A 23,869-nucleotide genomic window follows, 5' to 3' on the forward strand; every position below is an offset into this window, starting at 1 on the left:
CGTTATTAGATGTCTTAATGTTACAACATAACGTACCGGACGTCAGGCGCGAATCTTACAATATTAAAAGAAACTGTCCAGTCCTGTCTTTTGCAGATCTGCCTGGAACAATATTGTTATTTAACATAATATACATTATGCAATATTAGCGAGCCATTATGTTAAGCCTGACCAAACTGTTTTTCCCCCTTGCGCTTATCCACTGCAATTAGACCTATTTACCCCTTATTTTTGCCCTGATTTTACCGTTTTTTGGGCAAAACTGCGCCCGCTTCGGAATAAACCGGAGTTTGGAATATTTTTTTATAAGGAATTCTAGCTATTATGACAAAACAGTCTAAAAATACGCGCAGAAAATCACGTCCGGAACCACTTTTCAAGATTGAGGATGATCATTTCTTTGTGCAGGTGCCGGTATCGGAAGTCTACGAGAAACTGAACGTCCACCCTAAAACAGTCTATAGATGGCAAAAAGGGACGCAGCGTCCCGATAAAAACACGGCTCTGTTAATGCGGATTTTGTTCTTAGGACACCTGCCGTTTGAGGGCTTTTCTGACCGATTCCGGATTGTGGACTCTGGGGAGAAAACCTATCACCGCAAACCCATCTATCACCTACAGCCTGTAGGCGGCGGACGCCCGATCCGGCCGACTTCGCTACAGGCTTTTTACGATGTCAATCAGCTGTTAGAAATGAAGCTCGCACGGTTGGAGCATCAGTTGGCGGTGGTGACTGCAGAACGTGATCACCTGGCCAATGATGTTACAGACCTAAAATCGGAAATTGAGCGGTTGGAGAATCTGATCCTCCAAGGCAAGGGCGAATGTTGTCCGGTTAATCAAGGGGTAATTTAGTAGAAGCAGCTCAATAGGCGGTTTGCCAGTTTATCGACGGATTGCTCTTTATTTTCGGGCAGATACAATGCCCGGCACCACATACCCCACACCCACTTTCTTTTAACTTTGTGGCATAGGAATTTAGGAATGAAAAAAGGAATATTTTTGCTAACAGCATCAGCCCTGCTAACTGCCTGCGGTGGCGGTGGTAGCAGCAGTGATGACTCATCAAGCAACGACATATCAAAACAAAAAGCAGGCATCTATACCGGTTCTAGCATGATAGGCACAGTAACCGGATACTCTGTGCTGCTGATCACTCAGGATGCTGATGTGGTTCTGGTATCTGATGAGGCTGAAATGCTTTTTGGCACAGCTTCTGAATCAGGTGCTAAGATGAATCTGAATACCCGCTATTACATGGACGGTGCCGGTTCAGACTGGGGGGCGCGTGTAACGGCTGATTTGACATACAACAATGCAACGCTATCCGGCCCCTACTCTGGGTTTGACGAAACCGGTAATTTCTCACTGATTAGACAATCCGATCTGTACGAACGCTCTATCTCTCTATCTGATTTCGCTGGCACCTGGACTGATACCGATGGCCTGCCGTACTCAATCAACAACGCTGGCATCATCGCCTCTGTTACTGACCCTGCCACAGGCTGTACAGCAACGGGAGATTTTGAGCTGGAGACTGTTGGTTATAACGAGTTTGAGATGGATTTCACAACCACCGGTTGCTATGACGTAGCTATGAATGGTGAGTGGGAGGGGTACGGTTTTTTCTCAGATGAGAACGGTACTAACAGCGTGATTAATGCAGGTCTACTAAAAAACAGCGGTGATTATTTCACACTGGTTGAGCTGACAAAACAACCATAAAAAAAGCCGCCCAGTTCAGGGCGGCTTTTGGCTTTAGATTGCGCTTGATAACGCATCAGCGATTGTATAGGCCAGCTCCGGGTTCTCTATGCCGATGCCAACGACACCCAGCAGACTGACTAACACGCCACGCTCCTGCTCCTTACGCAAAGCTTCCGGATCATAAGGCACTTGCTCGCCGGATGCTTTTACCTGGTCTTTCAGTCGTGCAATCTCATCTTTATAGTCACTGATTTGACGATTGAGCTGTTTTATCTCCTTGCTATGATGAGACGCTGAATCCTGTTGCTGTGTTTTCGGGGCTGCTGGGCTGCTATTTTTCTGAAGCTTTCGAATGCTGGATTCTTTCTCTGACAGACTCTGCTCCAGTGTCTTAATCATCTCAAGGCGTTCATCAGCGGTCTGCACAAGCTGTTTTTTTTCATCACTAAAACCCTGAGTCAGCGTATCGATTTCTGCCTTATGCTCCTGCCAGAAAGCTTGCCAGAGCTGTCGCTGATTTTGCTGAAAAACTTTTTTCAGCGCTTCCGAAGGTGGCGGGATGTCAGCGGCTGTTTTTTTGGCCTGAGCAGGTGTGAAATTGCGCAGAATTTCGACGCATTGAGTGTAGGGTGCACTCGTTTTCTGGTGGAGCTGAGCGGCTGAGATTGAGCTCAAGGTATATCCTTCATCAAGCCAGCGTTGTATCTGTTGTTTACAGACATCCTGCAAGTTAGCATCCTGATTCATTATCCAGCCTTACTGTGAAAAATTATTAGAACATCATTTTTGGTCATCGCCGGTCACCTATCCACCTATTCACCTATCACTTATTCACTTATTAGCCTATCAATTAGCACCTACCACCTAGGCCTCGGAAAATAAGTAAGAAGGCAATAGCGCTTCCGGCACCGATCATGAAACATGCTATTAAAGCTGATTTCAAGCCCCTGCCTCTCTTTTGAGAAAATCAGGGCAGGTATTGCGGAGTGAAAGTGACAGATTAGCGCTTATTTTACCGGAATCGGTTTACTTTATCGGTTGATCGGTTTGTTTCGCATCCTTCTACCTGCTTGCGCACTGCCCGGCCCAGCATTGCAAAATAGTCAGCAAAATGAGCATTAATACGATTCCGTTCGGCACCTCTGGGATATAGGCCATACTGAGCCTCGGTTGAAGCCTTGGTGCCCTTTACCAGAAAATTGTTTTTGATCTGAGCATCCTGCACAAAAGCTTCGAAGGCTCTGGCACAAAGCTCCTCAGGTTGACTGTAGTAACTCAACCCTGTTGCTTTATCCGCCAGAAGTGACATGCGGAACAGCTCGCTGGGCTCTTCACCATTCTCGCTAAGCATCACCGCTGCAAAACAATCACTTAACTTATGATTTAACGGATGGGCGATCAGATCCTGCCCGCCTCTTCCCTGCTGTAACCAGAGATCTGATGCAAACCGGATACCCTCTGCGGTTCTGAAAGACTTATTAGCAAGGTAGTGATCCAGTGCATGGAACCACTCATGGGCGATGCTGCCGGGCCCAGCATTTTTTGCCAGGGCAAAAGCCCTCTGATTAGGTGCATAATGAGCTGCAACACCGGGACGACCTCCGGTACCGTAATGTAACGCCAGAGTCCCCTTTAGAGAGATGACAGATTCGGGAACCTGCAAAATGAGCATCAGGTCACAAAGAGCATCATAAAACCGGTCTGCGGCACTCAGCTTTTCTTGCTGGGTAACCCAGCGACCTATCTCAATCGAACGAAAGTTAAAGCGTTGCCGAAGCTGAAGAAAGTCGCAATGGCCATCCTGCCGATGGCGTGGGCCATTTCGGTAAAATCGCTGTTCTTTATCACTTAAGGCCTTGTGCTGGTGGAATAACTGATGCATGGGGGCATGGGAGTCTGCTGTAGGTTTATGTGATCTTGCAGGTAGGGTTGCTCCGGCGGCCTCCCGATACTGTTCGTAAAAACAGTATCGGATGGTAGCGTATTTAAACACTTTCGGGAATGCCCCATCGTTATGAGGCATCGATACCGACAGCGGTTAACGGCGCAATAGAGTATCTTCGCCCTCTTCCTCATGCTTTTGAACTTCAAGCTCTTTAAGATGGGTTTTTTCTTTCTCTTTTGCTTCTTTCTGAGCCTTCTCTTCTGCTTTAACTTCAGCCTCAGCTGTAACCTTTTCAATATCATCAGTAACGGCCCAGGGCTCTGCTGGCGATGGGCTCAACTCACCGTGACGCGGTGCAAACCGTTCTTCTGACAGTGCCTTTAACAGGCCTATAACCATACAGATTACTACGACAGAAAAAGGCATAGCCGCTGTGATTACTGCAGACTGCAATGTACCCAGCCCCCCCGCGATCAGAAGGACAGCGGTCAGCAGTGCCAGGAATATACCCCATAAAATACGGTGAACAGAAGGTGGATCAGCATCCCCACCGGACAGAATGGTATTAATCACCAGGGTGCCAGCGTTAGCCGATGTAATCAGATAGGTACCGATCAGAACAATCAGCAGTGTTGATATCACAGGGGTAAACATACCGAGCCCCATGCCCTCAATGGTGACAAACAGTGCCGTTGATACATCATTTTGCACGGCAGCAACCACACCGCCATTACTGAACAGCTCCTGATATAAGGCGGTACCACCAAACAAGCCGATCCAGACAATGGTGATAATCGTTGGTACCAACAATACCCCCATAACAAACTCACCAAAGCTGCGTCCCCTGGAGATCCGGGCAATAAACATACCGACAAAAGGCGACCATGCCAGCCACCAGCCCCAGAAAAATACGGTCCATTCTGACTGCCAACTGTCGCCATGGGTGACATTAGTATGGAATGTCATACGGATCAGCGACTGAATATAGTCCCCGGTGGCTTCAATGGTTACACCGACCAGGTACTGAGTTGGCCCCAGCAGCAGCATAAAGAGCACGGCAGCAATACTAAGCCAGAAGTTCATCTCCGACAGCAGGCGCACCCCTTTTGATACACCGGATACGACAGAGGCTGTTGCGATAAACATAATGACGCCGATAACGGTCAGTTGCAGTGTCGTGGAGTTTTCCAGAGCAAATACCTGGTGCAGCCCGGCATTCATCTGCTGAACACCCAGGCCCAATGTGGTTGCGATACCGAAGACCGTACCAAATACCGCCAGAAGATCCACCAGATCACCCAGAGGGCCTCTTACCCGCTCCCCCAGAATAGGATAAAGCACCGAGCGTACGGTCAGCGGCAGATCGTGGCGGTAGGAAAAGTAAGCCATGGTCAGCGCCACAAAGGAGAAAATTGCCCAGCCATTAACCCCCCAATGAAAAAAAGACAGACGCATTGCAACAACCGCCGCATCGCCTTCAGATGTACCCGGCAGAAGAAAAGGATTACTGTTTAGCTGCATAATCGGTTGAGCCACCGACCAAAAAAGAATCCCAACCCCGGTGCCGGCAGCAAACAACATACTGATCCAGGCAAAATAGGTAAATTCCGGTCGCTCCCAGTCACGGCCAAGGCGAACTTTCTTATAGCGGCCGGTTCCCAACCAAACCATGAAAAACAGCAGGAAAGCCACCAGAAGTACGTAATACCATTCCAGAAAAGGGTCCAGCCAGCTGCGTGCAGCAGCAATCCCTTGCGCACTGATCTCGGTAAACAAACTCCCCATGATCAGTGTGGCGATAACCATAATAATTGAAACCTGTGTCATCAGGGGATTCATCCCCTTGAACAAGCCTTTCTGGGCCTGATTGTACATCTGATATCCTTAATTTCGGTTCAAGGGCGTTATATTGCTTTAACGCGACCAAGCTATGGTTTAAAAATCATGCCGGGCAAGCACCCGGCATAATTTGCGTCTAACCCTAAACAAAATAATGGGATATTCAAGGGGCAATCAGATTTTATTCCTCTGGCCAAAGCCTGTACTGCGTTTCAGTTACACATGAAGGGGCAAAAATCCCATTGTGAGAGATCAATGCAAAGCCACCGGAATAGTTTTTCAGGGCATCCGCCAGGATTTGCTTACTGATCAGGTCCAGATGGTTATCGGGTTCATCCAGAAGCAGAAAGACGGGCTCTTGTTACCGAAGCGGTTTTTCCCATGGGAAATTAATGGTCCTCCTCGGTGCCGGGATTGTTCCCCGTGGCGTTGGCTACACCAAAGGGGATATGCACCATAGCAAGATTTTGCGCATTTAAATGGCTGACCTGATCATCGAAAAACAGGTGCGGTCGGAAAATATCCAGGATACGGCTTTTATCCATTCCCCCCAGAAAAAAGGTTTCGTTCGGGGAAACGCCCCAGCTTTCCAGCGTGGTGATCACCCTCTCATGACTGGGGGCACTTCGGGCGGTGATGATGGCTGTTCTCAGTACTCGCTCATAGCTTGGATTCTGGCTCAGTTCAGCATCTTCCAACCCCTGCAGTGCGGATAATTTACGGAACAGATCCGCTAAAAGTCCCGGATTATGAACCCGGTTCTGGTGCTGTTGCTCATATTCCTGAAACTTTTCCAGTCCGCGGGCTTTAAAAACAGCTTCCGATTCATCATCCGCCAGTACACCGTCAAAATCGAACGCGATGCGCAGCTCTGCATCTGAACTATCATCCTCCACCTTGGACGGCAGCACCAAGCCCGCTGGATAGCCCGCGATAACGGCGGCCCGAACATCGGTTTCATTACCGGAGAGAAAAAGAGAGGCGTTAAACGCCGGAATATAGGAGAAGGGTGACGCACCACTGACAAAAGCGGCCCGGGAGATACCTAAGCCGTAGTGTTCGATAGAGCGGAAAACACGCTTGCCGGTGGCGGGAGAGTTACGGGACAGCAACACCACTTCCACCGGCTGCTCGCCGGGAAAACGCTGATTAAAATTCAGAAAGCGGCGAATAAAAGGAAAGGCAACGCCCCGTTGCAGTATCTTGTTCAGGTTCTGCTCCTGAAACGCTTTATAGGCGATGGCCCCCTGATCACGGAACACCTGATCCGATTCGCTCAGATCAAATAGCGCGCTGGAGGACACCGCAATCACCAGCTTGTCTTCAATGGGAAATGGCATCTGAACTCCTTCCGGCGATCCGGTTAGGTGTGTTGGGAAAACAGAGCGGCAACCGCGTCAGGGTTTGACCCGAAAAAAAGGTGCAGATAGGTGGCTGTCAGTCCCCTATCCCGATAGATAGGTTCCCCCGGTGCCGGGTGGCGCTGACGGCGGCCATGGGTGATCGGCTCCGGGGTGTTTTCACTGAGGGATTTATGATGGGCATGGCCGCGAATATCTCCTTCCGGCAGCGGCGCTGTTTGCATCCCCTGACAACCCCGCTTCCCCCGCATAGCGCCATCACCGGCTATAAGACCCAGCATCGGATAGGTATTTTCTTCTAGCTCTGTTAGGGTATCCAGGCAATAGAGAAAGCCACCACACTCCGCCAGAATCGGTTTGCCGGATTGGTGAAAATGCCTGATCTGAGCGATCAGTCGGGTGTTCCCGGACAGGGTTTCAGCATGCAGCTCCGGATAACCACCCGGCAGCCATAAAGCATCCGCTTCCGGCAGTTCTGAGTCTTTCAATGGTGAGAAGAAGCGGTAATCCGCCCCCAGCTGCTGTAACAATCGCAGGTTAGAATCGTAGATAAAACTGAAAGCAGCATCCTTCGCCACGGCGATTGTTTTGCCCCTAAGTGGCTTTTCAGAAAGTGCTGCCGACGTATTCAGGCTTTCAGTGGGATAGAAATTTACAGCTTCAGGCAGCTCAAGAATGGGCTGTGCCTTAAGCAAGTCGGCACCGGCATTGATACGGCTTTCCAGCTCCGTTGTCATCTCTTCCGCCTGCACCAGACCAAGGTGGCGCTCAGGCAGTGTGATCTGTTCATCCTGGGCTAAGGTCGCAAGAATCGGGATGTTATCCGGCAGTGCCTCTTCAATCAGTTCACGATGACGTTCACTGGCGCAACCATTGGCGATCAGTCCGGCAAACTGCAACGCAGGACGGTAGTTTGCCAGTCCCACTGCCATCGCTCCGGCGGTTTGTGCCATACCCTTAACATCCATCACCAGTGCTAATGGAATCGCAAAACGTTCTGCCAGGTCAGCACTGGAAGGGGTGCCATCGAATAAACCCATCACCCCCTCAATCAGTATCAGGTCTGCTTCCTGTGCGGCATGAAACAGCATCTGTTGGCAGTACGCCTCCCCTGCCATCCACATGTCCAGCTGTTCAACCGGTTCACCGGAGGCCAACCTCAGAATCTGAGGGTCAAGATAGTCAGGGCCTGTTTTAAAAACCCGAACGATCTTACCCTGCTGACGATAAGCCCGGGCAATGGCTGCCGTAATGGTGGTTTTACCACAACCGGAGTGGGGTGCAGCAATAAAAAGTGCCGGGCATTGAACGGCATTAGGTGAACTGGAAGATGGCATAAAACAGATGATCCCGGTAAAGAAAAGCCTGAAAAATAGGCTGTTAGCCTTGGTCGCCTAGTTTGCGGCGATGTGGGATAAGGATCAAGCACTGCCGATAATCACAGTGATTAAAAATGGCTTATTTATAGGTACAATATCAGGTGTTCTCGGAACAGGCGCTAACCCGCTCTCTTTTAACTAAGGTGTTACTATGCCCCGCTATCGGTATGAGTATCTTGAACAGGAGCTGAAACAACAGATCCGCTCAGGCTATCTGCAAACCGGCGACCGACTGCCTTCTATCCGGTCGTTATGCCGTGATTATCAGGTCTCTAAAGCCACGGTACTGCATGCACTTCATCGCCTAGAGTCTGAGCAACTGGTTCAGGCCAGGCCAAAATCGGGCTACTTTGTCCGAACACCAGAGTACGAAAGCCCATTACCCACACGTGTGCAAACACCTAAAACACCCGCACCGGTCTCTGTGTCAGCCATTTTCCGGGATATTATGTCCCAGGGCGCGGCTTTTGATATTTTACCCGCCGCCAGTCAGCAGGACTCTCTGCCACAACTGACACAGCTTAATCGCCTGATGGGTCGTCAGATGCGGCTTCACCCTGAACAGAAAGCCGGTTATTACGATGAGTCCGCAGGTAAATACAGTCTTAGAACAGCACTTTCCGCCCACTTAAGGCAAAGGAAGCTTAGGGTTGACCCGGAAAATATCTGTATCACCAGCGGCTGCCAGCATAGTCTTTTTATCGCTCTGATGATCACCTGTCAGCCCGGTGATACAGTCGCCGTGGAGTCACCCGCATTTTACGGTGTGCTGCAGATTATGGAACAACTCGGGCTCAATATTATTGAAATTTCAGGTGACCCCGTCAGCGGTATCGATATTCAGGAGCTGCAGGAACAACTGACCCACTGGCCGATAAAAGCCTGTGTCGTTACTCCAAATTTTGGCACTCCAGCGGGCTCCTGTATTCCACCGGAGCATTATGCATCGCTGGTTGATCTGGCATGCCGGAATGACTTCTGGCTGATTGAAGATGATATTTATGGTGATCTTGCCTTTTCATCAGCTGCCACCGCGCCACTCAAAAGCCAGGACAACCCACAGAATGAGAAAGTTATTCTCTGTGGCTCGGTTTCTAAGAGCCTGTCCAGAGACCTTCGTGTCGGCTGGATTATTGCCGGAGGACTGCACAATAAAGCACTTCAGATGAAGCTGATTACGCAACTGGCCAGCCCCCAGGCTATTCAGGAAGGTTTAGCGCAATTTATTGCTGAAGGGCACTACCGACGCCATCTTAGTCAGTTACGGCAGAAACTGCAGCAGCAGAGAGACCAGCTATTAGCTTATCTGAGTCAAAACTGGGGGCAAAAAATCCGCTACAGCCAGCCCGATGGCGGACTTTGCATTTGGGTTCAGTTACCGGATGCCTGCGATAGCCAGGCAGCGTACCGCTCCCTCAGAGAAGAGGGTATTTTATTAACGCCCGGAACACTGTTTTCAGCCCACGGACTGTACCGCCATTATCTTAGATTGAGCTTTGCCCAACCTTTATCTGCAAAAAGAAAAGCGGCGTTAGACCGTTTGTTTATCTGTGTATTGGAACTTTCTGATAAAACCAGTTGTCAATAGTGATCGGAAAAATGAAAAAAGCCGTAAGCTTCATCAGTCCATGAAGCAAAAAAACAAACCAAATAACTTTTAAATAAAAAAAGCGTAGCCATCACAGAAACGTAAACACGTAACTAAAACTAACGAAACACGTCTTATGGAGGCTATCAGACTGCAGAAAATAAAGAAGGAGTCTGATGATGAAACTTAAAGAACTGAAAAAAATGATTCGTAACGGTGTTGAACCGGAAGCAGAAATTGTAACCCAGGCGACCCACAGCCAATATGCTATCCGTATACTCACCGGCGAAGAAAGTCATCGCCTGATGAACTGGCGAAACCGGCCCCTGATCTTCCGTAGCCTTGATCAGGCCAGGCAAACACTGGCTCAGGCAGGAATTAAATACGCCACCCTGATTCAGCATATGGCCCATGATGAGATCATTGGTCGGATCGCGACCTATGATGAGCCCTATCAGGCACGAATCCCGATGTCGGCTTAAACGCCGGGTATAATCCTCTAATAGAATCCCTCCGCCTTGGAGGGATTTTTTTGGCGATGGTTACCGCAACGCCAGACGCCTGCATCAATATCTTACATAAACGGATACAGCTGACGGCTGGCCCGTGCGGCAAGGGTTTTTAAGACGGTCAGATCACTAAGAGGATCTTTTCTGGGCTTCTTACGGATAATTTTCATAACGGATGTATCGTTCATAGCACCACCTTCACCGTGTAAAACAGTAATCACCAAGATATTAGCATTAAATGACTGCTTAGGCAGTTGCTGATCAAAGCGAGCATTATGACATCCGACTGAGAGAAAAGTGCATCTGTAACCCCTCTCTTTAATATGTGCGCTTAACCTGCCTGCATCAGTGGCTAAACGGCAAAAACCAGATCAGCAGAAATGCTGATCTGGCTTAAGAGATCGCCCAAATCACACATCGGGCAGTATCGGTCCATAGTCCGCTAAAGATAGCGCATCCGAAAAAGTCGGTTAAATGGATTATTTGGATATCAATGAGTCGGTAATGTTTTTAAAATTATTGATCAGAGGATAAAGCCCTCTCGCTGGGTCCAGTTTCAGCCACTGTTTGCCTTCGAAGGAGGCTAGTAACTGAGATTTTCCGCGGAATGACATTTTCCGTTCTGTAGGATTCTCACGATAACGTGCTTTATAAGCCTGCCATACTTTTTCTGCCAAGGGCTTAAGCTCTTGATGTGTTTCCGGTTCTCTGTAAAGCCAAACCTGAACAGTGTCAGGCTCGGGTTCAGCATCTTCAGCTTGTGACCCCTCTTTAAAAGTAATTTCTAACATATAAGGCCAACAGTCATTTTCTATTGATTGCACTGCATTCGGAATGTGAGCTTTAGGGCATAGCAACAGACTGTGCCGACCTCGCCCGCTATCAATTTCGCTTGCAAAATAGGCTTCCCCCTGATGACTAAATGCGCGATGTACTGCAGCCTGAAGAACATTCATAGCGCCATAGTCATTCAATACCTGTATCAACTGCATATGGCGCATATAGAGATCGAGAGCCTGACGCTCTTCAGAATCGAGACCAGAGCTATGGGGGAGTAGCTGATTAAAAAGCTGGCTGTCGTTGATATCCGTGATAGTAACATCCGACTGAATCGTGGCACTGTTAAGCTGATCCAAATGAACCTGATTTTCATGAAGAAAACTCAACAATGTTTTATCGTAGTTTTTGTAATAAGATTCGGTATCTTCATCCCAATAGCCAAAAACATAATCACGGATATAGCGGAACTGCTCTCTCAGATCGCTGGCTATTAAATGCCTTTCTAATAGAGGATCGATCGCAGCTTTTATCCAATCGTCACCAAGCTGAATCCAGTTATTAAGATCCTCTTCAGAAGTTGTTTGACTGTGGTCCAACTCATAGCTATCCAGGAGCAGGTAGTAGCGGGATATCTTGTTATTTTCGCGGTAAAGACCTTCAAAATGTTCATAGTGTTTTGAGAGCTGCCCTTTGCTGAGCTTCGAGCCATCTTTACGTTCAATAACGATAAGCGTGCTCTGAACTTCATCGTAGATGACCAAGTCCGCACGCCCTACCCGATTGCTCGATCCCTTAGGATCGTTAATAGGTACTTCTCTCGTTACAAAAGCAGCAGAAAAACTTCTGTTCAGAGCATCGTAGGGATACCAGCGTCCTATCTCATCAACCCTTGCTTCAAGCGTATGCTGCTGACTTCCGGCATCCTGACCAAGTTTTTGATACACCGCTTTTAGCAACGCCTTAATAAAATAGTCACCCAGCCCATGCCCTTCATTGGGGGTTAACATCCACTCGAGCATGGCGCATTTCTGAGTTTCTGTCATGGGTACATAGTCCAGACCGCTGCGGGATACCGCCAAACGATTAACGGTGTCAAATGCAGGGTCCAGCTGCATCTTCGTAAGAGCATCGATAAAGTTTTTAGCCGACATTGAGCGTCCTCTGTTTAAGTTCTCGTTACTGATTCGCTTTAAAATTAACCGCCTGTTCCAGCACACCTTTGTAAACGTCATCATTGGCCACCGGCGGAAAGCCAAACTTGTGCAGCAGCAGGATCAGATCCATTTTCAGCTGGGCTTTAATATCATCACGGTTGCTCCAGTCCGGGTATTGGCTGGTATCATCAACGATTGTTTTCATCGCCCGGGCCAGTTCCAGCATTTTGGCTTCGTCGTAGGTAAAAACATACTTCTCGCACATGTGTTTTAAGATATCGAGGAAGGCTTTCTCCTCCATATCGATACCCAGATCCGTGAAGGAGGTCATCTCCGAGCGGATCGAATAGATCATATCGGTGACCTCCTGAGTAAAGCCGTCAAACTCCTCGCCGTTGAGAATATCGTTCTCTTTGCGCTCGTTATAACGCTCCACCAGTGACTGGAAGCGCTTGGAAAAATCCGTGCCCTTAAGCTGATTCACCTTTTTAAAATCGGCAATCGCTTTGCCCAGCATCTTCTGCAGCAACTGCATTTTAGTGTTGGGCAGTTTGATTTTGCCGATACGGGCCATGTAATCGTCATCGAAGATATCCAGGGTTTCCGCCTGATTGTCCCCCAGGGTGTAGATCTCCTCGACACCATCAGCGCGCAGTGCTTCGGCAATCATCTCACGCACCCGCTGATTCATCTGGGCGGTATCCGGGGCTTCGCCTTTGGTCAGTTTGAAAACGATAGAGCGCACCGCCAGATAAAAGTGAATCTGATCCCGCTCCTGCTGCTCCAGCGCTTCACTACCGACACAGACGTCATAAGCCGCTTTCAGACGTTTCACAAAGCCCATAAAGCGGCTTTCGCTCTTTTTGGTTCGCAGTACAAACTCTGCCGCCTGATTCAGACACTCGAGCTGAGCTTTGGCATCACCGTGAAAGTAATCCTGAGGGTCAAACTCATGCATCAGCTGGGCTAAAAGATGCAGATGGTTTCTGACCTCGGTCAGTGACTGCTGAATATCCTCAAAATTGCTGGTATCGGCTTTGGAATACATCGCCAGCGCCTGATTCATGGCGGTTTTGATGCCAAAGTAATCCACTACCAGACCTTTGTTTTTGCCTTCAAACTTACGATTCACCCGGGAGATGGTCTGAATCAGGTTGTGTTTCTGCAGCGGTTTGTCGATGTAGAGGGTATCCAGCTCCGGCACATCAAAGCCGGTCAGCCACATATCCACCACGATAGCGATCTTAAAGTTGGATTTAGGGGATTTAAACTGACCATCCAGCTGCTGACGATAGGCTTTATTACCCAGCAGGTCGTACATGGCCTGATCGTCATCTTTGCCCCGGGTCATCACCAGATTCACCATCGGCAGCGCCATCAGCTCTTTGCGCTCAGCCTCGGTCAGTTCGACACCGGGCATCGCCTCGCGCACCTCAAACCAGTCTTTACGGATCGCTTTTAACGCACAGTAGAAGTCATAGGCGATCTCGCGGCTGGCACAGACAAACATCGCTTTGCCTTTAACCGTGGTGCCCTCGTCGATGCGTTTTTCATAGTGCTGAGCAAAATCTTTCGCCAGAGCGGCCAGCCGGTCCGGATCACCCAGAATGGCGTTCATCTGGGCGCTGGCCTTTTTGCTCTCTTCGATCTGGTATTCACTGCTGCCGGCGGCTTCGCACTGCTGGTAGTATTCCTCAACCTCTTTCAGCTTGTCGCTGTCCAGAATGACTTTGGCCGCCCGGCCCTCGTAAACGATACGCACCGTGATCTCATCGTTAACCGATTCGGTCATGGTGTAGCTGTCCACCGGATCACCAAACACATCCAGTGTGGCGTCGATGGGTGTGCCGGTAAAACCGACATAGGTGGCGTTGGGCAGAGAATCGTGCAGGTATTTGGCAAAACCGTAGGTTTTACGTACCCGTCCGGTTTCCTGATCGATCACCACCTTCTGATCCAGGTTGATCTGGCTGCGGTGGGCCTCGTCACTGATACAGATAATATTGCTGCGTTCCGACAGCAGCTGAATATCTTCGGTAAACTTGTGAATAGTGGTGAGAAACACCCCGCCACTGCTGCGTCCGCCCAGTTTGTCTCTCAGATCCTGACGGCTGCTGACCGGCTGAATCATGCTGTCACCGATATAGCCGGTGGCGTTGCAGAACTGCTTACCCAGCTGCTCGTCCAGATCGGTGCGGTCGGTAATAAGCACGATGGTGGGGCTGGAAAAATCGACGCTTTTCATCAGCAAGCGCGCCAGAAACTGCATGGTGTAACTTTTACCGCAGCCGGTCGCGCCAAAATAGGTACCGCCTTTACCGCTGCCCTCGGGCCTGCGTTCCTTACGGATATTAAAAAACAGCTTACGGGCGGCGTAATACTGGGGGTAACGGCAGCAGATCTTTTCCTCTTTGTGGCTGGTGTCGGGAAAACAGATAAAGTTTTTCAGCACATCCCGCAGCCGTACCGGATGAAACAGCCCCTGCAGCAGGGTGTACAGGCCGTTGATGCCCTCCTGTTCGGTGGATTCGTTACCGGTGATTTTGCGCCAGCCGTAAAAATACTCGTAGGGGGCAAACACATTGCCCATCTTGTTGGCTACGCCATCGCTTACAACACACAGGGCGTTACAGACAAACAACTGGGGAATATCGCGCTTGTAACGCACCGCCAGCTGCCGCCAGGCATCGTAGGTAGTGGCTTTGTCTTCGCGTACGGCGGACTTAAACTCAAATACCACCACGGGCAGGCCGTTGATATAGAGGATCGCATCCGGGATGCGGGTATGCTCTTTGCCTTCAATCTCCAGCTGATTCACCACCCGGTAGATGTTGTTATCCGGGCGGCTGTCGGCCATATAGCTTACGGTGGGATCTTCCGCGACGCTCCGGCTGTTGGCAGGGCGTTGCGTGCTGAACAGCTCTTCCAGCTGGCGGGGCAACTGACGGGTATCCATCAGCTCAATATAGAGATCCTGCTTGTGCTCACCGGCCTTTTGCGGCTCATCCCGCTTTAAGGTAAAGCCGTTGGCCAGCCAGGTGCAGAAGGTTTTATTACTCTGGTACAGGTCGCTGGCGGGCAGCGCCTGCAGCTGGCGGATAATGCGGGTGATTTCGCTGTCGGTGATACCGCCGGACTGGTATTGCGTCGCCAGATAGCGGCGCAGATCGTCTTCAATAATCACCTGAGTTTTATCCGCGCAGTGGATATCGCAGCCGGGGCTGTGAGCGTAACCCTGCTCGCCCAGCAGGTCGATGATAGCGGTTTCCAGTTTGGCTTCGTTAAATGCCAGGGTCATAGCGGGTCAGCGTCCTTGTTGTGTGTTTTTGCTTATCAGCGATTTATTTTATTGGGTGGCAGGCCAATGTCGGAAGCCCAATGTCGGAAGGCACCTTCGGCTTTTCCGACACAGATTAAGCACATTAACGTCACGGTAACGTCTAGCGTTGTCGTTATCGATGTTTTTCAGTACCAACTGGTGCAGGTTTTTGATCCCCCACTCATTCATAGGCTGTTGCTGTTCAACCCACTCCTCCACCATCAGAATAGCATCACGGTGGTTGATCGCTTCAAAGTGTTCGCGCAGGGTTTTACCACCAATGGTAATCCCCTCTAACGCCACCTTGGTCTGCTTTGGCAAAAATATTCATAGCTATCGCTTTATTCCATTAATACAGCATCGAGGTAGGTTCAATCAGCCCTTAAACAGAGCCACTACACTCTCAGCAACCAGGATATCTGCCACCCATTGATCCAGTTGGTTTTTATCTGCTGTATTCAGTTTGGTTTCAACCCATTCCGGTTGATCGCCAAATTTCAGCTTGATCAGTTTCAGTAATGTTTGGGCTTCACCTTTGACTTCACCTCGCGCCTCGGCTTCTTTTAGCAGGGTTGATTCATCCCGTTGTGCCCGCTCACGTACAAAGGCTAACCGACGGGATTCTTCATCGGCACTTAGTTGACGGATGTATCCCCGGACATTTTTTACCGCGTCATGACGGATGCTGGCCATACGTGTTTCCTCCTGCCAATGTTCAAATAAGGTGATCCAGTCTCTCAGGTTACGGTCACCCAACCCCAGCCTGTCGGCTTTTTTCATCTCAATCAGGTTCAGTTGTAGAGTATCCCCCAGCGTCACCTCCGGTTGCTGACCATCCCGCATCTCAAAACGCCACAGAGCTTGCTGTTTTTGCGCCGGGGTTTCGCTGTACAGATCAAAGTCTAACAGATGGATACCGATAGCCGCGTTCAGTTCTGTGTAATCCTCACCGGCGGACAGCTGTTCAGTCAGCATTTTAGACAGATAATAGCTGCTACGTTTACCCCAGTCATTGTAACGACGCACCTGCATTTCGATATTATAGCGGTTTCCGTTAGCGTCCTGCGCCAGAACATCCAGCACAATGCTTTTACCGGTAAGCTCTTCCGGGGTGATGGTGGGGTTGATAATTTCGACCTCAACCACCGGCGGAAGATCCGGGCGGATATCGTTAATCAGATGCACCAGAGCATCCGGGTGTTCGGTAAACACCCGTTTGAATACGTAATCATTTTTCGGGTCGAGCAGTGGTTTCAGCACATCGGTTTTTTTCAAGATAATTACCCCGTATTCTTTAATTTACCAGAGCCAACGTTGCGGCTTGCCCTCCATTGGCAAACGCCCAACGTCGGAAAAGCGCCGTATGCGCGCCTTCCAACACAGACTCCGGTACTTACGGTATGGCGTGTTTTCACGCCACCACATCCGGCAGCTGATCCAGCTGCAACTCACCGGAGATCAGCTTGGGTAACAGCGTATCGCGGAGGTTGGTGAGTGACCGGCTCTCGTTAGCATTGATCTTAAGCTTAGCGAATGCAGGCTTTGTAAAATCGACAAACGCTTTCATCACGTTTTCAGTTGGCACTGAAACATAATAACTATCGAAGCAGCTATTCTGAACACGTTGACGCCCAGATGATCCGACCATGCTCTGCATTGCATGCAGCCGGAAACTTTCATCCCGTGCTAAACAAGCAACATAGGTTGCATCAAGCCTTTCATTACCACGTAATACGATAAACTCCGTTGATCCGAAGCCAACGGCCTCATCATCTAAGAAATCAACGAATCCAGTTTTACCGTTTTGAAGGCATGGGGTAATTCGGGCAAGCAAAATGTCATTTTTCTCAAATTTAGCACCGCCGGAGTAAGCTTTTTCAGAAACATCTTCGATTGAGTATCCAGATGTCGGCAATGCTTTCATATCAACAAACTTGGCAACTGTACCCTTGGTGAGTTTTACCTTCGGATTGACGGTAATGGCGTCAGAAACAGCCTTTAAGCCCCACCCCTCCGGCACCCAGCCCAGTTCACTTTCTTCAAACGCATCAGGAAACAGCGCCCGTACCGATTCAGGCAGCGGTTTATAACCATCTTCACCAGTGGCATTAAGCCGCAGCGCCTTACGCTGTTCTGCACGAGGCTGGAGTTCATCGGGAATCGGGTTGCCCGCTGCCAATGCGTTATCGATCACCGGATCAAAATCGACAAACCACGATTTAAACAAGGCTTGCGCCATCTGCTCTAAGGTTTGGTTGATTTGGCGGTTAAGGGTGATTTTGTTACTGATTGCATTGAGTTGCTCAGCAATAAATTTTTCCTGACCAGCCCAACGGGGAATCAAAAAAGCCTTAAGGACTGGGATTCTGATATTACTTACAGTGGTGCCTGTACCTTCATTCCATGAAATCTGATGTTTAACAAAAGGTGATTGAAGTGCCCAGTACAAATACTCACTAGAAACATCATTTTTAGGTCTTAGAAGAACCTGACGTTGTCCTAAGCAACATTGAAGACCATCAGGGATAATACAAACCTCTCCCATAGGTGCCTCACGAGTAATAACAATATCACCAGCTTGAGGAACCGCTCTCTTAATGCGGCTTTTATAACCGGCTTCGTCAGTGAAGCTTGCAGAGGAAAGGTCTAGTTCACCATTGCGAATATTTTGATTTCGCAGAACAACATAACCCGAGGCAGTCCATTTGGGAGTGGAATGCGGGCAGTCAACAATAAGCTCACACAATTCATCTAAACGAGCAGTTACAAGTGACTCACTCCCCATAACCCAGCACCTCCATATTCTTACGAATAGCGGTGTCCAGCTTTTGCGCTTCATCCAGCTGGCTGAACAACTTCTGAGTCAGGTCGGTCATTTTGACCTCAAACGGGATGCCGTCATCTTCGATTGCCGCTGCGCCGACATAGCGCCCCGGTGTCAGTACGTAATCATTGGCGGCGATCTCCTCAAGGGTGGCAGATTTGCAGTATCCGGCTTCATCCTGGTATTCCGACAGGCCGATAATGCCTGCCTCGCGGCGGCGGGTGATCTCTTCCGGGCTGCTGCGCCACACATGGTAGGTGTCGGCGATGCGGGCGATATCGTCTGTGGTCAGCTCTTTATGCACGCGGCTTATCATGCTGCCCATTTCGCGGGCGTCGATAAACAGGGTTTCCCCTTTGCGCTCGCGGTAGCCCATGGTCGGGTTGGCGTCTTTGTTTTTGCTCAAGAACCACAGGCACACCGGAATCTGGGTGGTGTAAAACAGCTGGCCGGGTAACGCGATCATGCATTCCACGCGGTCATCTTCGATCAGCTTCTGGCGGATCTCGCCTTCACCGCTGGTGTTGGAACTCATGGAGCCGTTAGCCAGGACAAAACCTGCGGTGCCGTCTTCGCTCAGCTTGGACAGCATGTGCAGAATCCACGCGTAGTTGGCGTTGCCGGTGGGCGGCGTGCGGAAACCGCTGAAACGCGGGTCTTTGGTCAGTTCCGCCTCGTTCCGCCACTCTTTCAGGTTAAACGGCGGGTTCGCCATAATAAAATCGGCTTTCAGATCCGGATGTTGGTCGGCAAAAAAGGTGTTGGCGGGGCGCTCCCCCAGATTGCCGGACAGGCCGCGAATCGCCAGGTTCATCTTGGCCAGTTTGTAGGTGGTGGCGGTCAGTTCCTGCCCGTAGATGGCAACATCTTTACTGCGGCCTTTGTGGCTCTCAATAAACTTGAGGGACTGCACAAACATACCGCCGGAACCGCAACAAGGATCGTAGATTTTGCCTTTGTAGGGTTCCAGCATCTCTGCCAGCAGGGTTACCACGCACTTGGGGGTGTAGAACTCGCCTCCGCCTTTACCTTCGGTGGCGGCAAATTTACCGAGGAAATACTCATACACCCGGCCCACTAAATCCTGCTCGCTGATATCGCACTCGTTGGCCAGGGTGTCGATATTGTCGATAGCATCAATCAGCGAGGCCAGGGTTTTGGTCTCCAGCGCCATGCGGGAGAAGTAGTTCTCCGGTAGTGCGCCTTTCAGCGCCGGGTTACTCTTTTCGATGGTGCTTAAAGCGGTATCCACCAAGAGGGCGATATCATCCTGCTTGGTGCGGTCTTTAACAAAGTTCCAGCGGGCGGGTTCCGGCAGATAAAAGACGTTATCGTTCTGGTAGAACACATCCATATCGACAAAGGCTTCCTGCCCGTCATCAATCAGCTGCTGGCGGCGGGTTTCAAACTTGTCGCTGATAAATTTCAGAAACACCAGACTGAGTACCACGTGTTTGTACTCTGAGGATTCAACACTGCCGCGCAGCTGGTTGGCGGTGTCCCACAGGGTTTCTTCAAACCCTTTGGTGTTCTTTCTGGCTTTGCTTTTAGCCGGTTTTTTTGCAGATTCAGCCATGTGGTGACGCGTCCTTGTAAACGGGTTTAACGGGCGGTCGGGATGGTTTCCGTGCAGCTGCAGGCAGCGCATAAGGCCCATAAAAATATGCAGGATAGTTTACTTTATCTGCATGGGATTTGTGATGCCTGCTAACGATAAATTTTCTTTATGGTATAAGATGTTAGCCATTCATTCAGGATGGAACGGATGCCTCTTTGGGCTGCCCTGTTGGACGGAAAACCATAACCAGAAAACCAAACTCAAACCAACCATCATCCAGACAAAGACCTATGACCATCACCCTCAAGGACGTTAAAACCGTTGCAGAGTGTCTGCAGCTGCCTCTTGCGATTCCCAATTACCAGCGCCCCTACACCTGGCAGGAAAAGCACGTTAATCAACTGTTGGATGATCTGGTTCTGCACCATAAGCGATACGCTGACGCCCCCAATAACACTACCGATCAGCACGCGCGGGTTTACCGGCTGGGGACGGTGGTACTGCACCGGGATAACAGCGACGCGGACGAACTGCATATTGTGGATGGGCAGCAGCGCCTGCTGACGTTTACGCTGATCGTGCATCGGCTGGCATCGCTTTGTGACCGGAAGGATGTAGCCCTGTCTCTGCTGGCAAAGACGTTTGATGCCCCGACCACCATCAGAAATCTGCAACATAATGCGGCGGTCATCGAAGAACGCTTATCACACGGCTCTGTCGCTGCGAGTGATCTTCTGAACTTTATTCTCAACCGTTGCGAGCTGATTCGGGTTGAACTGGATGATTTGGGTGAGGCGTTTCAGTTTTTTGATGCCCAGAACGCCCGTGGTAAAGGTCTGGAGCCCCATGATCTGCTGAAGGCGTTCCATCTGCGGGAGATGCCTTCTGGTAACGATGATGAGCAGGAGACAGAGAAACGTCGTTATGTTGAACGCTGGGAAACCCATATCAAAAGAGATAAAGACACATCTGGCCCCCACCTGACCCGCATGATGGCGGATTATCTCTACCGGATACGCAGCTGGGCTCAGGGCGGGCATGGCTTTTATTTCAACCGTCACGATATCGGGTTGTTTAAGGGGATTTCCGTCAATGCAGAAACCCGTGGACTGCCCTATGTACGGTCGATGCTGTTGTTAAGGGGGGCGGCTAAGGCCCAGGCAGCCGATAATCAGCCCGTCTATCCTTTTCTGCTGGATCAGCCAATTCTGAACGGTGCGGGCTTTTTCGACTATATCGAACAGGCTTACCGCCACTATCAGGCGTTGTTTATCGATGAACAACAAGCGCTGAAAGGGCTGTTGGAGCTTCTGAACCGCTACCCTGGCCGGTATCGAACCGGCGATGGCTATGTACGGGCTCTGTTTGATTGCGCCCTGCTGAGTTATTACGACAAATTTGGTGCTGCCCATCTCGAAAAAGCGGCAGAGACCTGTTTTCTCTGGAGCTATCGTATCCGGTTAACGAAAAGCAGTGTTTATATTGAGGCGATTAACAATGCCGCCCGTGCAGAGAAGAGTTTGCTCAACGTGATCCGTAACGCCCAGCTACCGGAACAGGTACTGGCCTATCGGGTGCCTGTATTGAAAGCAGTCGAAGCCAGTAAGGTCGATGCGTTAAAAGAGAAATTCAGGGATTTAGGTTATTTAAAGCAGGAGGCTGAATAATGAACGCTCCGATTGAGACGGTAGCAGAGCTTTCTGTCGCCCAGCTGTTTGGTAGCGACCAATACCAGATTCCTCTGTATCAGCGTAACTACGCCTGGACCACCGTAGAGGTGGAGCAGCTACTGAGCGATATTCTGGATATGGCGGTACACCATCAGGATCAGCCCTACTACATAGGGTCGCTGATTGTTCATCAGCAGGATTCACAGAATACCCTCTTTGAAACCATCGACGGCCAGCAGCGCCATACAACCCTATCGATTATTCTGGCAGCCCTGAAAAAGGACTTTAACCGCCCTCTGCATGCTATCGAAAAAACCAACCTCTGTTTTGAAGCGCGGGAAAGCTCCAGTAAGACGTTAAGTGATCTTTTTTCCGTCAAATCCGCTGCCCGCCCCTCTGTCGGTGCAGATACCGATCAAACGGATAGCAAAGCGGGCAAAGAAGAAATAGCCGAAACGGCAATGCTGGCAGCCTATAACGCCGCGATTCGCTTTCTGAAAAAAGAACTTATTTTTGAGGAAACCTCTGGCAGTGAGCCTTCTGAAAGCGATGTTAAGAAACAAAACATTGCTGACTTTACAGCGTATCTTCTGGAAAAAGTTAAAATTCTGCGGGTTATTGTGCCGAAAGAAACCGATCTTAATCACTATTTTGAGATTATGAACAATCGGGGCGAACAGCTGGAAAAGCATGAGGTTTTAAAAGCCCGCATGCTGAGTGCCCTTGGTGCTGATAATGGTACAGAGACAGAACTGGAGCACCAACGCACCGCCTTTGCTGCAATCTGGGATGCCTGCGCTGAGATGCATCGTTACCTGCAGCTGGGTATCAAAGCCCGAATCCGGCATAAGGTGTTTGGTGACGATTGGAATAGCTTGCCGGATAGCTTTGAGGCTTTAACGAGCTGCTTTAAGCCAGAGGCCAAGAAAGAGTCCGAAACCGCAGATCCGGTTAGCTCAGATGACCGCCCTGCAACCTTGGCGAAAATTCTGCAGGGTGCCCGGCGTCATGATCAGAAAGACCCTCTGGATGGGAAAGACAACCCCGAGCGGTTTCACTCTATTATCAACTTCCCGAACTTTTTGCTGCAGGTTCTCAGGCTGTATGCAGCGAACAAAGGCTGCAAGGAAGTTGTGCTACTGGATGACAAGCAGCTGCTTAAAGCTTTCGATCAGGTTCAGCCGGAGCCTAAACGCTTTCTGATATTGCTGCTGAAATGCCGCTTTCTGTTTGATCGCTATCTGATTAAACGGGATGGTGACAAAGGTTGGGTGTTAAAAAAACTGACGGTCTATCGCAATCAAAAAAAGGTGAATTCCGACTATACCAACAGCTACTCCGACTCCATGCAGAATAAGCGCCTTGAGATGCTACAGGCGATGTTTCATGTCACCTACACCGCTCAGAATTATAAAAACTGGCTACAGGCGACACTGCAGTATCTGGATCAGCAGCAAGCAGTCTCAGAGCTTAATGGACAGGATTACGAACGGTTTCTGGAAGGCTTGAGTGATCGTTTTCTGAGGAACTATCTGTTGGTTGAAGGCAGCGGAAGTGCTTTGGATTTAAGCCGTCTCCATCAGGGCACCGCCGTAGCCAACTTTATCTTTAATCGGCTGGACTACAAGTTGTGGCTGAGGCTGTCATCCGGCAAGTTTGACGAGTTGGTAACGAAAGGCAGCAATATCGAATATATCCAAGATCATTGGGGCAAATTTCATTTCACCCAACGCAGTTCGGTAGAGCATTTTTACCCACAAAACCCACGTGATGGTAAACAGCTCGAAGTATCAAAGCTGTTGCCCAATGGCGTGGACAGCTTTGGGAATCTTTGCCTGATAAGCCACAGTAGCAACTCGCGCTATAGCGATTTTTTGCCTACGGCTAAAAAAGAGCATTTCGAGAGCAATAAGTCCCTTGAAAGCCTGAAACAGCTCCTGATGATGAGTTATAAAGATTGGGGGCCTGATTATCCGGAGAATATCAAACACCATGAAGAACTGATGGTTAAAGTCCTGCTGGATGGGCTGGGTTTGTCAGCAGGTTAATTCGTGATCAATATCGTGGTTCTTGTGTTGTACTCCCATTGCCGGAAGGCGCGCCCACGGCGCTTTTCCGACCTACAATTCCCAGATAACGATCACTCTACGGTGCAAAACACGTAACAGCGTAGATACCATCTCTCCGAACCGTCCGTAAAGGGTTAGCTAACCACTTGCGGGCGGTATTCGCTTTGATGTTTTACAACGCCAAAACAAATCTGTACCAACTTACGCATTCCGGCTCCTAAAGCCTG

18 protein-coding genes are annotated in these 23,869 nt (G+C 49.7%); 6 read left to right on the forward strand and 12 right to left on the reverse strand.

Going from position 1 to position 23,869, the window contains the following annotated elements; all coding sequences use genetic code 11:
* The first annotated feature begins 324 nt into the window (after positions 1-324).
* Both BTA35_RS11565 and BTA35_RS11570 read left to right on the forward strand, forming a co-directional pair.
* Entirely contained in the window at positions 325-855 is a 531-nt protein-coding gene (locus tag BTA35_RS11565; RefSeq protein ID WP_078319977.1) for a hypothetical protein, read from the forward strand.
* Between the two features lie 147 nt (positions 856-1,002).
* Positions 1,003-1,725 carry a hypothetical protein gene (locus BTA35_RS11570; protein WP_139363656.1) on the forward strand — a complete coding sequence of 241 codons (723 nt, stop codon included), beginning with the start codon at positions 1,003-1,005 and terminating at the stop codon, positions 1,723-1,725.
* A gap of 33 nt (positions 1,726-1,758) precedes the next feature.
* Here the strand turns inward: BTA35_RS11570 and BTA35_RS11575 are convergent, their stop codons facing one another.
* The 5 genes from BTA35_RS11575 to BTA35_RS11595 all read right to left on the reverse strand — a co-directional run bounded on the left by BTA35_RS11575 (position 1,759) and on the right by BTA35_RS11595 (position 8,129).
* Positions 1,759-2,382 carry a hypothetical protein gene (locus BTA35_RS11575; RefSeq protein ID WP_139363657.1) on the reverse strand — a complete coding sequence of 208 codons (624 nt, stop codon included), beginning with the start codon at positions 2,380-2,382 and terminating at the stop codon, positions 1,759-1,761.
* 337 nt (positions 2,383-2,719) lie between these two features.
* A complete protein-coding gene (locus BTA35_RS11580) occupies positions 2,720-3,700 on the reverse strand; it encodes a CLCA_X family protein (RefSeq protein WP_338013010.1) in 981 nt (326 codons plus the stop codon).
* A 45-nt stretch (positions 3,701-3,745) separates the two neighbouring features.
* Complete coding sequence (locus BTA35_RS11585; protein WP_078319981.1) at positions 3,746-5,467, reverse strand: BCCT family transporter; 1,722 nt, start codon at positions 5,465-5,467, stop codon at positions 3,746-3,748.
* Positions 5,468-5,820: 353 nt separating this feature from the next.
* Entirely contained in the window at positions 5,821-6,771 is a 951-nt protein-coding gene (locus tag BTA35_RS11590) for a 5'-nucleotidase (RefSeq protein WP_078319982.1), read from the reverse strand.
* Between the two features lie 23 nt (positions 6,772-6,794).
* Positions 6,795-8,129 carry a cobyrinic acid a,c-diamide synthase CobB gene (locus BTA35_RS11595; protein WP_078319983.1) on the reverse strand — a complete coding sequence of 445 codons (1,335 nt, stop codon included), beginning with the start codon at positions 8,127-8,129 and terminating at the stop codon, positions 6,795-6,797.
* A gap of 193 nt (positions 8,130-8,322) precedes the next feature.
* On the opposite strand from BTA35_RS11595, the gene BTA35_RS11600 reads away from it, so the two are divergent.
* A complete protein-coding gene (locus BTA35_RS11600) occupies positions 8,323-9,759 on the forward strand; it encodes an aminotransferase-like domain-containing protein (protein ID WP_078319984.1) in 1,437 nt (478 codons plus the stop codon).
* Between the two features lie 176 nt (positions 9,760-9,935).
* Entirely contained in the window at positions 9,936-10,241 is a 306-nt protein-coding gene (locus BTA35_RS11605; RefSeq protein ID WP_078319985.1) for a DUF6482 family protein, read from the forward strand.
* Between the two features lie 92 nt (positions 10,242-10,333).
* On the opposite strand, the gene BTA35_RS18725 is transcribed toward BTA35_RS11605, so the two are convergent.
* The 7 genes from BTA35_RS18725 to BTA35_RS11635 all read right to left on the reverse strand — a co-directional run bounded on the left by BTA35_RS18725 (position 10,334) and on the right by BTA35_RS11635 (position 19,921).
* Positions 10,334-10,456 carry a hypothetical protein gene (locus BTA35_RS18725; protein WP_274378425.1) on the reverse strand — a complete coding sequence of 41 codons (123 nt, stop codon included), beginning with the start codon at positions 10,454-10,456 and terminating at the stop codon, positions 10,334-10,336.
* Positions 10,457-10,747: 291 nt separating this feature from the next.
* The gene (locus tag BTA35_RS11610) at positions 10,748-12,199 is read right to left on the reverse strand and encodes a PDDEXK-like family protein (protein ID WP_160055135.1); all 1,452 of its coding nucleotides are present in this window, start codon (positions 12,197-12,199) and stop codon (positions 10,748-10,750) included.
* A gap of 25 nt (positions 12,200-12,224) precedes the next feature.
* Positions 12,225-15,500, reverse strand: a complete 3,276-nt coding sequence (locus BTA35_RS11615; protein ID WP_078319987.1) for a type I restriction endonuclease subunit R — start codon at positions 15,498-15,500, stop codon at positions 12,225-12,227.
* Between the two features lie 48 nt (positions 15,501-15,548).
* Complete coding sequence (locus BTA35_RS11620; protein WP_202931245.1) at positions 15,549-15,842, reverse strand: hypothetical protein; 294 nt, start codon at positions 15,840-15,842, stop codon at positions 15,549-15,551.
* A 54-nt stretch (positions 15,843-15,896) separates the two neighbouring features.
* Complete coding sequence (locus tag BTA35_RS11625) at positions 15,897-16,796, reverse strand: Rpn family recombination-promoting nuclease/putative transposase (protein WP_238377575.1); 900 nt, start codon at positions 16,794-16,796, stop codon at positions 15,897-15,899.
* A gap of 136 nt (positions 16,797-16,932) precedes the next feature.
* Positions 16,933-18,306: a restriction endonuclease subunit S gene (locus BTA35_RS11630; protein WP_078319988.1), complete on the reverse strand. Its 1,374-nt coding sequence runs from the start codon at positions 18,304-18,306 to the stop codon at positions 16,933-16,935.
* Positions 18,296-19,921 carry a class I SAM-dependent DNA methyltransferase gene (locus BTA35_RS11635; protein ID WP_078319989.1) on the reverse strand — a complete coding sequence of 542 codons (1,626 nt, stop codon included), beginning with the start codon at positions 19,919-19,921 and terminating at the stop codon, positions 18,296-18,298. Before BTA35_RS11635 ends, BTA35_RS11630 begins: the two co-directional genes overlap by 11 nt.
* Positions 19,922-20,193: 272 nt before the next feature.
* Here BTA35_RS11635 and BTA35_RS11640 point away from each other — a divergent pair, with 272 nt between their 5' ends.
* The gene (locus BTA35_RS11640) at positions 20,194-21,570 is read left to right on the forward strand and encodes a DUF262 domain-containing protein (protein WP_078319990.1); all 1,377 of its coding nucleotides are present in this window, start codon (positions 20,194-20,196) and stop codon (positions 21,568-21,570) included.
* Positions 21,570-23,621 carry a GmrSD restriction endonuclease domain-containing protein gene (locus tag BTA35_RS11645; protein WP_078319991.1) on the forward strand — a complete coding sequence of 684 codons (2,052 nt, stop codon included), beginning with the start codon at positions 21,570-21,572 and terminating at the stop codon, positions 23,619-23,621. The genes BTA35_RS11640 and BTA35_RS11645 overlap by 1 nt, the downstream gene beginning before the upstream one ends.
* Positions 23,622-23,869 lie beyond the last annotated feature (248 nt).

The sequence above is a fragment of the Oceanospirillum linum genome (assembly GCF_001995095.2).
Classification (GTDB): Bacteria; Pseudomonadota; Gammaproteobacteria; order Pseudomonadales; family Halomonadaceae; genus Oceanospirillum; species Oceanospirillum linum.